This window comes from Aquabacterium commune, from assembly GCF_004362855.1.
Taxonomy (GTDB): Bacteria; Pseudomonadota; Gammaproteobacteria; order Burkholderiales; family Burkholderiaceae_C; genus Aquabacterium; species Aquabacterium commune.
The window spans coordinates 122,121-134,006 of sequence record NZ_SNXW01000001.1; the positions used below are offsets into that span (position 1 = coordinate 122,121).

The window sequence follows — 11,886 nt, forward strand, 5'->3', positions numbered from 1 at the left end:
CACCGTGGACGGCCAGGGCAACTGGACTTACACGCCCAACAAAGATTACAGCGGCGCTGACAGCTTCACCATCACCGTCTCCGACGGCAAAGGCGGCACGGCCACGGCCACCGTGGACATCGGCGTCACCCCGGTGAGTGACGCCCCGGTCGTCACACAGGCCGCAGCCACACTGTCCGAAGAAGGTCTGGCGGGCGCCAATGCCGACAACAGCGGCTCCACCAGCACCAACGACAGCACCAACGCCCGCGAAGCCAGCGGCCACATCACCGTCAACGACGTTGACAGCACGCAGCTGACACTGACCCTCGGCGGCCCCACCGGCCTCACCTCGGGCGGCACCGCCATCACCTGGTCGGGCAACGGCAGCGCCAACAACCCGCTGGTCGGCTCCGCTGGCGGCAAGCCGGTGCTCACCGCCACCATCGACGCCAACGGCGACTACAAGGTCATCCTGCAAGCCCCCATCGACCACGCAGGTGCCGGCGAAGACGCGCGCAGCATCGACCTCACCGTCAAGGCCAGCGACGGCAAATCCGTGGGCACGGGCACGCTGACGCTCAACGTGGAAGACGACGCCCCGCTGTCTGGCGCCCAGATGGTGGAAGTGAACGCTGTCACCAGCGCACAGAACACCAACCTCATGCTGGTCATCGACACGTCGGGCAGCATGGAAGACCGCCTCAACGACAAGACCGCTGGCGGCATCAAGGCCGCCATCAAGGGCCTGATCGACCAGTACGACGGCTTGGGCGATGTCAAAGTGCAGATCGTCACCTTCAGCGACAAGGGCGCCGGCCAGAAGCTGTGGATGAGCGTGTCCGACGCCAAAGCGCTGATCGACAAGCTCACCGGCGACGGTGGCACCAACTACGACGCGGCCCTGGCAGAAGCGCAAAAAGCCTTCGCCTACAACGGCAAGATCGCCGGTGGCGTCAACGTGTCGTACTTCGTGACCGACGGTCAACCCAGCGATGGCAAGGGCCTGAGCAGCAGCGATGAAACCAAGTGGGAGAGCTTCCTCACCACCAACGCCATCGACTCCTACGCCATTGGCACGGGCACGCTGACAGCGCAGTACGTGTCCAACATCGAGCCCATTGCCTACAACGGCATCACTGGCAAAGAGCAACCCGCCGTCACCCTGGCCACCAACGCCGAGCTCAGCAAGTACCTGCTGGACACCGTGCCAGTGGTCAAGACCGGCACCCTCGCCTCCCTGGCCGGTGCCGACGGCCTGCAGAAGATCGAATCCTTCAGCGCCGCAGGCCAGTTGGGCAGCAGCCTGGACAGCAAGACCCAAGTCCTCACCATCCAGCTCAAGTCGGGTGGCGAGATGAAGGTCAACATGCTGACCGGCGAGTTCACCCTGACCCAACCCAAGGGCGCCGCAACCGAATCCTTCAGCTACAGCATGCTGGACAAGGACGGCGACCGCGGCACCGGCACGGTCAGCCTGTCGGTGAGCAACCGCGCACCAGAAGGCACGTCGGGCAGCGTCACCCTGCAGGAAGATGGCAGCCACGCCTTCAAGGCCACCGACTTCGGCTTCAAGGACCAGGACGCCGGCGACAGCCTGCGCGCCGTGCGCATCGACGGCCTGCCCGCCCATGGCAGCCTCGCACTGGACGGCGTGGCCGTGGTGCCAGGCCAGCTCATCTCGGCCGGTGATCTCGGCAAGCTGGTGTTCAGCCCAGAAGCCAACGCCAACGGCAGCAACTACGCGCAAATCAGCTTCAGCCTGCAGGACAGCAACGGCGCCTTCGACACCAGCCCGAACACCCTGCAGATCAACGTGACGCCGGTCAACGACGCCCCCGAGGTCTTCGCCAACCAGGCGGGCTTCAACCTGCTGGGCCTGGTGGACGTCAGCGTCAACCCGCTGCTCAACCTGATGAAGACGCAGACCTTCGCGGTCAACGACGTGGACAACAACCTCACCAAGGTGGAAGTCCGCGTGACCGCGCTGATCTCGCTGGGCTCGCTCCTGGGCGGCCACGACGCGCTCACCGTGTCCACCGACGCGGCCTTGACCCAAGGCCTGCGCATCACGGGCAATGGCACGGACGACCTCGTCATCACCTCGGCGACGAACGGCGGCACCCTCGACGTGGCGCAGATCAACAAGCTGCTGGGCACCCTGCACTTCGACCCCGCCGACGTGCTCGGCGTCAACGTCGATCTGCTGCCCTTCATCACCATCACCGCGACCGATGCCGGCAACCTGAGCGCCAGCCAGACCGTGCACACCAGCCTGCTCTCGGTGGGTGTCGATGTGCAACCCGTGCTGGCCTTGGGCGAAAGCCTGCTGTCCGGCCATGGCGAGCACACCGGCGCATGCGGCACCGAGGTCTTCCAATGGACCTTGGCCGACCGCCCCGCCAGCGGCAGCGGTGAGCACTACGTGGACACCATCCACGGCTTCGACGGCTCGGCACGCACTGCGGGCGGCGACGTGCTCGACCTGCGCGACCTGCTCAGCGGCGAGCACGCCAGCACCACCAACGGCCAAGTGGACGTCGGCAACCTGCTCAACCACCTGGACTTCGACACCCAGTCGCAGCCCGGCAGCACCGTCATCCACATCAGCGCCAACGGTCAGTTCTCGGCAGACACCAGCGGCAACAGCCACTCGGCCGGCTGCGCCGACCAGCAGCAGATCGTGCTGTCCGGCGTGGACATCCGCAGCTCGCTGGGCCTGGACGCCCAGGCCAACGACCACCAGATCATTGCCGAGCTGATGCAGCGCGGCAAGCTGCTGGTGGACCAAAGCTGATCAGGCACTGCGCCAAGGAAAACACCGCCCTCGGGCGGTGTTTTTTTGTCTGTCGGCGCAGGGTCAGCGCACAGTCAGGCGCTGTCCACGCCCATCAAGCCACTCGCACCGCCGGCCCGGTCACGCCATCGATGCCGCACTGGCGCAGCGCCAGGATGTCGGCCGGCTCGTTCACGCCCTCGCCATAGACCTGCAGGCCCAGGCCGTGCAGCATGTTCACCGTGCCCGACACGAAGGCCGCACGGGCCGCGTCGTTGGCCACGCCTTGCACCACGGACGCGTCGAGCTTGACATAGTCCAGCCCGGCTTCGAACAAGGACTCGATGCGCGTCAGCCGGTCACCAGCGTGCTCCAGGCCCACGCGCGCGCCCAACGGCCGCAACTGCTTGCACAGCTCGCGCACCAGTTCGAAGCGCTCCACCGCAGCGGCCTCGGCCACCTCCAGCCACAACAGGCGCGCGGCCTCGGGCTTGGCGGCCAGCAGCGCCCGCAGGCGCGGCACGAAGCCACTGTCCAGCAAGGAGTTGGGCGCGATGTTCACCCCGCGCGGCTGCTGGTCCTGCGCGATCTGCGCCAGCGCCAGCGACACGGCCGCCTCGTCAATCTGAGAAATCAGCCCCGTGCGCAAGGCCATGGGCAACCACATGGCCGCCGTCTCGAACGGCCCATCGGCCTCCAGTTGCAGGCGCATCGGGCACTCGTGGTGCAAAAGCTTGAGCTGGCGGTCCACAACGGGGTAGCGCATCAACTGGGCACGCCCCGTCTGCAGGGCATTGCCCAGGCGACGGCGCCATTCGTCTTCGCCCAGCACCACGGCCTGGGCGTCGGCCAGGGCCGACAACTCGACGCTGAACGCGCCTCGGCTTTCGGCGCGCGCCAGGGCCGAATCGGCCGCCGCCAGCACGGACTGCATCGTCACACCGCGCTTCCAGCGCACCCCGCCCACCACCACCGCCGCGGGCACGGCCTGCTCGGTGAAAGCGCGCTTGAGCGCATCGGCATAGTGCTCGGCCTGGGGCAAGGGCACATGGCTGCTCATCAGGCACACGGCGAAGTCACCGCCATTGAGGCGTCCCATGGCGGCCCCCGGCACACCGGCAGACTCTTCGGTGAGCACGCGCGCCAGGCGCTGCAGCAGCACGTCGGTCTGGCGATGCCCGAGCAGACGGTTGATGCCGGCCAGGTCGCTGATGCGGATCAGGTAGATGACCCCATCGCCCGAGCCCTCTTCGCTGCTGAGCGCCGCACCGAGCTGGGCCATGAAATGCCGCCGGTGCGACAAGCCCGTGAGCGGGTCGCAATGGGCCTGCTGGCGCAACAGCTCCACCTGCCCGGCCTGCTCCTCGAACACCGACTTCATGCGCAGCACCACGGCGTTCATGGCCTGGCTCAGCTGCGCCAGCTCGGGCACGCGCGGCTCGACCACGGTCACGAAGCGCCGCTCCATCAAGGCACGCGCCTGGCTGACCGTGGCGTTCAGGGGCTTGCGGATGCCGTTGACGCCAAAGGTCGCCACCACACAGGCCAGGGCGCCGAGCAGGGTCAGCAAGCCCGCCGTCTTCATCGAACCCTGCCACAGCTGCGCATGCGCAAAGGCCGAGTGGCTGACCACCTCGACCGAGCCCACGGCGCGCCAGCCATCGGACACCTGCGCCACGCCCGGCACCGATTCCACCGGCACCAGCTCCACGAACCAGGCGGGCGCCTGCTCCCGGGTGACACTGGGATCGGCCGCGCGGTTGGCCAGCACACGGCCCGCCGCGTCTTTGAGGGTGATGCGCTGGTAGGAGCCCGTGTCGAACATCGCCGACAGGGCCAGGTCCATGCCCATGGTGTCGCCGCGCTGCTGCGTCAGGTTCAAGGCCAGGGACTGTGCGTTGTCCGCGTTCTTCAGGCGCAACTGGGTTTCCAGGTAGCCGCGAGACGACAGCATCCAGACGGCAAAACTGCCGAGGAAAGCCATCAGCAGCGTCACCAGCAGCAGCAGCCAAATCTGACGGATCAAGGACATGGAAGGTTCTCTGAGTTCTTGGTTGTGTCTGTGTGCATGGCGCGCGTCACCACCACCCCTCGGCCTTGGCCTTGGCCAGCACCTCCCGCCAGCGTGACAGCCGCGCCGAAGGATCGCCGGCACTCGCACCCGCCACACCTTGCCACAAGCCTTCGGCATTGAAGCTGAAAACAGGGATCAGGTCGGGGCGGCGCGACGCCGGTCGGATGTCGGTCAGCAAATTGTCCAGGATGAGGGGCTCGGCATCGGGCTCCGGGTAATAGGCCAGCACCATGTGGGCCTGGATGATGGCGCCAATCTGGGCCCGCACATACACCAGACGCATCTTCACACTGGGCACGCCCGCTGCCAGCAAGGAGAAATACTTGCCAATGGCGAAATCCTCGCAATCCCCTTGCCCCTTGCCCAGGGTTTCCAGGGGGGATGCCCAGTAATCCACCGCGCCCCAGACCTCCCGGTCGTCGCGGTACAGGATTTGCCGGTTGAAAAAGACATTGACCGATTTCAGCCGCGACTCCTCGTCCTGCGCCGCCGCCTCGCCAATCACCTGGACCAGCGACTGCGCCCGTTGCACGGTCGCCGGGTTGACCTTCTGGGCCTGCGCCAGCAATTTCGGGGAATCCCAGGCCAGGCCCCAGCCACTGAGCAGCAGCAAGGCCAGGCTCAGCGCGCCGATCCACCATTTCGGCCACAGATGCGCCCACCCCTCCCTCACGCGACGGATCGTCGTGCAGGCGCCAAACTGCCAGCAGCGGTGTCGGAGCAGGAGATTTTGGGACACGGTTTGACATCGGCGTCACCGCCGCAAACTTGACGTGAAACTGCGCAACGCACCTGTCGAACGGACCACGCCCCCCCCGGTTTGACCGCCGCCTGTCTCGTTCTTGCACCGCACCGTCCATTTGAGCGGGGCGGTCCAAATGCGCATTGCGGGATTGATGCGAAAATGTTTGTGAAGAAGTCCGCATTCAATTGTGGACAGAAACGACCGAAAAGGCAGTTTCTTGCCCCATTTCGACACCCAACAACGAGGTTCCCAGTGACACACCAGCCCCTGACATCCGCCCTGAGTTCCGGACTGACCGCCCTGGCCCTGGCAACGCTGTCCTGCGTGGCCCACGCCCAATCAGCCAACGCAGGCAGCAGCGTCAGTGGCATGGCAGCGGCCGTGCAGAAAGCCATCGACACCAACCCCGAAGTCACGGCACGCCTGAACGCACTGCGTGCGGCGAACAACGAGGTGGACGTCGCCCGCGGCGCCTACTACCCGACGCTGGACCTCTCGGCCGACGTGGGCCGCGACAAAGACAAGATCTCCACCCGCAACCCCGACTCGCTGAGCTTCACCCGCAGCGGCGTGGCCCTGACGGCCAACCAGGTGCTGTGGGACGGCCGCCTCACCGCCAAGGAAGTCGAGCGCCTGGGCCATGCCCGCACCGTGCGCTACTTCGAGTTCCTTGCCGCCACCGAAGACACCGCCCTGGAAGCCGCCCGCGCCTACCTGGACGTGCTGCGCTTTCGCAAGCTGGTGCAACTGGCCGAAGACAACTACACCCAGCACAAGTACGTGTTCGACCAACTCCAGTCCAAGTTCAAGGCCGGTGTCGGCCGCGGCGTGGACTCCGAGCAGGCCAACGCCCGCCTGGCCCTGGCCGAATCCAACATGACCACCGAAGTGGCCAACCTGCACGACGTCAGCGCGCGCTTCCTGCGCCTGGTCGGCGACGTGCCCGCCGCCAAGCTGCCCGCCGCGCCCAACCTGGAAAACAGCATCAAGGCCGACAACGCCGAGCTGATCGCCCAGGCGCTGGCCAAGAACGCCAGCATCAGTGCCGCCATCGAGAACCTGCGCGCCGTGCAAGCCGAAGCCAGCACCAAGGAAAGCCCCTTCCAGCCGCGCGTCGAAGCCCGCCTGCGCACCGGTGCCGGCAAGAACTTCGATGGCCTGCGCGACCGCAAGAGCGCCACGTCCGCTGAAATCCTGCTGAACTGGAACCTCTACAAAGGTGGCTCCGACACCGCACGCGTCAAGCAATTCGCCGACCTGATCAACCAGGCCGCCGACCAGCGTGACAAAGCCTGCCGCGACGTGCGCCAGACTGCCGCCATCGCCCAGAACGACATCAACCGCTCCAGGCAGCAACTCTCCGCCCTGGACCGCAACGTGCTGGCCATCGAGAAGGCCCGCGACGCTTACCGCCAGCAGTTCGACATCGGCCAGCGCAGCCTGCTGGACCTGCTGAACGCCGAAAACGAGCTCTACACCGCCAAGCGCGCCTACGCCAATGCCGACGCCGACCTGCAACTGGCCCATGTGCGCACCCAGGCTGCCCGCAACACGCTGGTGGCCAACCTGGGCCTGTCGCGCACCAACGACGACCAGGCCGGTCTGGTGAAAGACTGGCAAGCCGCCAGCGACGCCGCCCAACGCTGCCCAGCCACCTCGGTGGACGTGCCGGTCACACCCCGTGAAGAGCTGGACGCCCGCGCCCGCAAGCAAGCTGGCGTGAGCCCGGTGGCCACCCCCGTGGCAGCGCCCGTCGCTGCTGCTGCAGCCCCCATCGTCGCCGATGCAGCCGCCGTGCAGACCGTCTCCCAGCGCCTGGACGACTGGGCCGCCTCCTGGCGCGCCAAGGACGTGGAGCGCTACCTGAGTTTCTACAGCAAGGCTTTCGCACCCGCGCGCAGCACGCACGCCAAGTGGGCGCAAGAACGCCGCCGCCTGGTGGGCAAAGAAGGCGCCATCGACCTGAAGCTCGACGGCGTCAAGGCCTCACCCCAGGGCGATGCCGTCCAGACCGCGTTCACCCAGATTTACACCTCGGCCAACTTCAAGGACCAGACCGCCAAGCTGTTGACCTGGCGGCAGGAAGCCAAGCAATGGGTGATCGTCAAGGAAAGCAACCGTTGAGCGGCGATCAGACTGTGCCAGCCTGCCCGAAATGTGCGTCTGTGTATGCCTATGCAGACGGCACCCAGTTCGTGTGCCCGGAGTGCGCGCACGAGTGGCCTCAGCAGCCTGAAACGCCCGGAGCAGCAGTCGATGCCGCGCGCGTCTGGAAAGACGCCAATGGCCAGATTTTGCAAGACGGTGACAGCGTGACCGTCGTCAAGGACCTGAAGATCAAGGGCTCGTCCTCGGTCGTCAAGGTGGGCACCAAGGTCAAGAACATCCGCCTGATCGACGGTGACCACGACATCGACTGCAAGATCGATGGCATCGGGCCGATGAAACTGAAGTCCGAGTTCGTTCGCAAGGCTTGAACCGGGGGAACCTGCGGGCCAAGAAAAAAGCCCTTGATGAGCGATCATCAAGGGCTTGAATCTTTTTGGCGGAGAGGGCGGGATTCGAACCCGCGGTGGGGATAAACCCACACACGCTTTCCAGGCGTGCGACTTAAACCGCTCATCCACCTCTCCGAAGCCCTGCATTCTAGCAAGGATTTGAGCCTGCTCTCTCAGTTGAGGGCGACTTTCTTGCCGTCTTTGTAGGTGTAAAGCGTCATGGCCGGGTTCTTGAGTTCGCCGTTGGGCTCGAACATCACCTTGGCCGTCACGCCCTGGTAAGCAGCCTCCACCAGCTTGGGGCCATACACCTTGGGATCGGTGGAATTGGCGCGCTTCATGGCATCGACCAGCACCATGGTCGCGTCGTAGGTGTAAGGCGAGTACACCTGGAACTGCTTGGGGAAACGCGCCTCGTACTTGGCGCGCCAGGCCTGGCCTGCAGGCAGTTTGTCGAGCGACGCACCGCCCACGGCGCACACCACATTGCCCAGGGTCTTGGCGCCGCTGGAGAGCTCCATCAGCTTGTCCGTGCAGATGCCGTCGCCACCGAACACATAGGCCTTGGTCAGGCCCAGGTTCTGCATCTGGCGCAGCATCGGGCCGGCTTGCGGGTCCATGCCACCGAAGAAGATGCCATCGGGCTTCTTGTTCTTGATGGCCGTGAGGATGGCCATGAAATCCACCGCCTTGTCGTTGGTGTATTGCTGGCTCACCACCTCCAGGCCCAGCTCCTTCGCCGTCTTGGCGAACACATCGGCCACGCCTTTGCCGTAAGCCGTGCGGTCATCGATGATGGCGACCTTCTTGAGCTTGAGCGTGTGCGCTGCGTGCTTGGCCAGGCCGGCGCCCAGGGCGTTGTCATTGGCCAGCAGGCGGAAGACCTGCTTGTAGCCCAGGGTCGTGAGCTCCGGGTTGGTGGCCGAGGGCGAGATCATGGGCAGGCCGCATTGGTTGTACACCTTGGCCGCCGGGATGGTGGTACCCGAGTTCAGGTGGCCGACCACGCCATTGACCTTGGCATCGCACAACTTCTGCGCCGCTGCCGTGCCCTGTTTGGGGTCGGCGGCGTCGTCTTCTGCCACCAGCTCGAACTTGACCTTCTTTCCACCGATGCTCAAGCCCTGGGCGTTGAGCTCTTCCACGGCCATGCGGGCGCCGTTCTCGTTGTCGCGGCCGTAATGGGCCTGCGGGCCAGACACCGGGCCGACGTGGCCAATGCGCACAACGGTCGGCACAACGGTAGGCACAGCGGTCTGGGCCTGCGCCTGCAGCGACGACAGGCCGAGGGCCAGCAGGGCGGACAGTGGCAGGAGCTTGCTGAGGGTGGGGTTCTGGGTCATCTTCACCTCGTTGAAAGTCAAGGGGCAAGGGGTCAAGGAGCGGGCCGGCACAGCCCTTCGTGGCGGCTCAGCGCGGGCGCAGTTTGGCGACTTCCTGGGCCACCGACCGCGCCACCACGTCACGCATGGTGCGTGCCAGCTCGTCTTTCAGCTCACGGACGATGGCCTCGCTGTGCCGGGCCAGCACGGGTGCCATGGCTTCGCGCAGGCGGAACTCCAGCATGCTGTCGATCTGGCGTTGCACGTCGTTGAGCACGCGCTGTGCAAGCTGCCCTTCCAGCACGGGCAGGCTGTCCAGCGGGATGGGCTGAGGTGCGGCGGGCGTGGGCGAGGGAGCGAGTTCAGCCACCTCGATGACCTCGGTCAGCGTGGGCACATGCGCTGGGTGCGGGCGGGAGAAAGTGTTCATGGTGTGGCGCCTTCATTGACATCGTGCGGGCGCACGTCCCAGCCGCGCGCGGCATAGGCTTTCCAGCGGGCGCGGCCCTCCTGGCGGTCGTCGGGCTGGCTGGAAACGAGGTCAAACAGGCGGTCGAAGCGCTCTGCGCCGGGGGGCACCTCGCGGCCCAGGTTGACCAGGACGCTGCGTGGTCCCGGCGCCGAAGCCGGATCGTCGGACAACCAGACCGGCGTGGCGTGCAGGCGCTCGGGCAAGCTGGCACCGCCGGTGCTCAGCACGTGGGGCAGGAACTCCTGGTCGTCGAACACCCACAGCAGGCGGTCCAGCGCCTGCAGCGCCGCGACGTCGCCCGTCACCACCAACTGCACGCCCGCGCGGCTGGCCTTGCGCAACAGGCGGCAGGCATAGGCCTGCTTGTCGCCGATGCCGTGGTGGAACTCGACCTGGGGCATGGTGGCTGACCGATGCTCAGGCCTGGGCGGCAGGCTTGACGGCCGACTTGGCCGCGGCCTTGCGGGCCACAGCCTTCTTTGCGGCAGGTTTGGCCGCTGGCTTTTTGGCCTCGGCCTTGCGCTGCAAAGCGCCCTTGCCCGCCGCGGCCTGGTCCAGCAAGAACTGGGTCAGCAGACCCACCGGGCGGCCTGTGCCACCTTTGGCGCCGCCCGACTTCCAGGCCGTGCCAGCGATGTCGAGGTGGGCCCAACGGTAGGCCTTCGTGAACTTGCTCAGGAACACCGCCGCGGTGATGGCGCCACCTTCGCGACCACCCACATTGCCCAAGTCAGCGAAGTTGCTCTTGAGGGACTCGCCGTACTCTTCGTCCAGGGGCATGCGCCAGGCCGTGTCCAGGCTGGACTGACCGGCGCTCAACAGGGCCTGGGCCAGCTCGTCGTCGGCCGAGAACAGACCGCTGTGGATGTTGCCCAGGGCGATGACGCAGGCGCCGGTCAGCGTGGCGATGTCCACCACGGCCGCGGGCTTGAAGCGCTCGGCGTAGGTCAGGGCATCGCACAGGATCAGGCGGCCTTCGGCGTCGGTGTTGAGCACCTCGATGGTCTGGCCCGACATGCTCTTGACCACGTCACCCGGTTTGGTGGCTGTGCCGCTGGGCATGTTCTCGCAGGTGGGGATCAGGCCGATCACGTTGAGCTTGGGCTTGAGCAGCGCCAGGCTCTGGAAGGTGCCCAGCACGCTGGCCGCACCACCCATGTCGAACTTCATCTCGTCCATGCCGGCGCCGGGCTTGAGGGAGATGCCGCCGGTGTCGAAAGTGATGCCCTTGCCCACCAGCACCACGGGCGCTTGCGAGGCAGCCGCGCCTTCGTAGCGCAGCACGATGAATTTCGGCGGCTCAGCGGAACCATTGGTGACCGACAGGAAAGAGCCCATGCCGAGCTTTTCCAGCGCGGGGCGCTCCAGCACCTGCACACCGATGTGCTTGTGGGCCTTGCCGATGCGGCGGGCCTCGGCGGCCAGGTGCGAGGGCGTGCAGTGGTTGGCCGGCAGGTTGCCCAGGTGGCGGGCCAGGGTCACGCCCTCGGCCACGGCTTCGCCTTGGGCCAGACCAGCCTTCACGGCCGCAGCCACCTCAGCGGCATGCAACAGCGTGATCTTCTTGAGGGCGCCGGGCTTGGGCGCACTGGGCTTGGTGTCGCGGAAAACGTAGGTGGTGTCGGCCACCGCGGCCACCACGCTCTGCGCCAGCGTCTGGGCAGCGTCGGCATCGGGCAGGAGGCCTTCGGCCAGGGCCACGGCCACGTGGGCGGCCGCGCTGTCCTTCAGTGCCGCCACACCCTTGGCCACCGCGGCCTTGAGGGATTTGGTTTGCGCGTTGGCCGCGGCCACCAGCACCAGGCGCGGGGCCTTCAGACCAGCGGGGCGATGCAGGTAAAGGGTGCGACCGGCCTTGAGGGCGAAGTCGCCGCTGTCCAGCGCCTCCTTGACCAGGCGGTCCAGCTCAGGGTTGGCGACGGCGCTGTGCTCGGGGGCCAGCACCAGCACGAGGGCGTCGGCGTTGACCTGGGACAGGGCGGGCCCTTGGGCGATGGCGGAACGGTAGTCCATGCGGTGC

Annotated in this window: 9 protein-coding genes and 1 tRNA gene; 3 read left to right on the plus strand and 7 right to left on the minus strand. The window is 66.5% G+C overall.

The window, feature by feature from the left end; translation table 11 throughout:
- On the plus strand, positions 1-2,776 hold a 2,776-nt coding region (locus EV672_RS00575; protein ID WP_166643396.1), incomplete at its 5' end, for an Ig-like domain-containing protein.
- A gap of 94 nt (positions 2,777-2,870) precedes the next feature.
- Here EV672_RS00575 and EV672_RS00580 read toward each other — a convergent pair.
- Positions 2,871-4,787: a bifunctional diguanylate cyclase/phosphodiesterase gene (locus EV672_RS00580; RefSeq protein ID WP_166643397.1), complete on the minus strand. Its 1,917-nt coding sequence runs from the start codon at positions 4,785-4,787 to the stop codon at positions 2,871-2,873.
- Between the two features lie 46 nt (positions 4,788-4,833).
- The gene (locus EV672_RS00585) at positions 4,834-5,568 is read right to left on the minus strand and encodes a transglutaminase-like cysteine peptidase (protein WP_243738440.1); all 735 of its coding nucleotides are present in this window, start codon (positions 5,566-5,568) and stop codon (positions 4,834-4,836) included.
- A 258-nt stretch (positions 5,569-5,826) separates the two neighbouring features.
- Between EV672_RS00585 and EV672_RS00590 the strand changes: the two genes are divergently transcribed.
- Both EV672_RS00590 and EV672_RS00595 read left to right on the plus strand, forming a co-directional pair.
- A complete protein-coding gene (locus EV672_RS00590; RefSeq protein WP_243738441.1) occupies positions 5,827-7,698 on the plus strand; it encodes a TolC family outer membrane protein in 1,872 nt (623 codons plus the stop codon).
- Positions 7,668-8,051, plus strand: coding sequence for a zinc ribbon domain-containing protein YjdM (locus EV672_RS00595; protein WP_133605654.1), 384 nt, complete (start codon positions 7,668-7,670; stop codon positions 8,049-8,051). The genes EV672_RS00590 and EV672_RS00595 overlap by 31 nt, the downstream gene beginning before the upstream one ends.
- Before the next feature lie 66 nt (positions 8,052-8,117).
- Here EV672_RS00595 and EV672_RS00600 read toward each other — a convergent pair.
- The 5 genes from EV672_RS00600 to EV672_RS00620 all read right to left on the minus strand — a co-directional run bounded on the left by EV672_RS00600 (position 8,118) and on the right by EV672_RS00620 (position 11,879).
- Positions 8,118-8,207, minus strand: a tRNA-Ser gene (locus EV672_RS00600).
- Between the two features lie 38 nt (positions 8,208-8,245).
- Positions 8,246-9,415: a branched-chain amino acid ABC transporter substrate-binding protein gene (locus EV672_RS00605; RefSeq protein WP_133605655.1), complete on the minus strand. Its 1,170-nt coding sequence runs from the start codon at positions 9,413-9,415 to the stop codon at positions 8,246-8,248.
- Positions 9,416-9,482: 67 nt separating this feature from the next.
- Complete coding sequence (locus tag EV672_RS00610; protein ID WP_133605656.1) at positions 9,483-9,824, minus strand: DUF2486 family protein; 342 nt, start codon at positions 9,822-9,824, stop codon at positions 9,483-9,485.
- On the minus strand, positions 9,821-10,267 hold the full coding sequence (locus EV672_RS00615; RefSeq protein WP_133605657.1) for a DNA polymerase III subunit chi: 447 nt from the start codon (positions 10,265-10,267) through the stop codon (positions 9,821-9,823). The genes EV672_RS00610 and EV672_RS00615 overlap by 4 nt, the downstream gene beginning before the upstream one ends.
- Before the next feature lie 16 nt (positions 10,268-10,283).
- Positions 10,284-11,879: a leucyl aminopeptidase gene (locus tag EV672_RS00620; RefSeq protein WP_133605658.1), complete on the minus strand. Its 1,596-nt coding sequence runs from the start codon at positions 11,877-11,879 to the stop codon at positions 10,284-10,286.
- Positions 11,880-11,886: the final 7 nt, after the last annotated feature.

Excerpts from the sequence above, each read along its gene's own strand:
- EV672_RS00580 (WP_166643397.1), bottom strand. The coding sequence starts at position 4,787 with ATGTCCTTGATCCGTCAGATTTGGCTGCTGCTGCTGGTGACGCTGCTG.
- EV672_RS00595 (WP_133605654.1), top strand. The coding sequence starts at position 7,668 with ATGGGTGATCGTCAAGGAAAGCAACCGTTGAGCGGCGATCAGACTGTG.
- EV672_RS00605 (WP_133605655.1), bottom strand. The coding sequence starts at position 9,415 with ATGACCCAGAACCCCACCCTCAGCAAGCTCCTGCCACTGTCCGCCCTG.
- EV672_RS00610 (WP_133605656.1), bottom strand. The coding sequence starts at position 9,824 with ATGAACACTTTCTCCCGCCCGCACCCAGCGCATGTGCCCACGCTGACC.
- EV672_RS00615 (WP_133605657.1), bottom strand. The coding sequence starts at position 10,267 with ATGCCCCAGGTCGAGTTCCACCACGGCATCGGCGACAAGCAGGCCTAT.
- EV672_RS00620 (WP_133605658.1), bottom strand. The coding sequence starts at position 11,879 with ATGGACTACCGTTCCGCCATCGCCCAAGGGCCCGCCCTGTCCCAGGTC.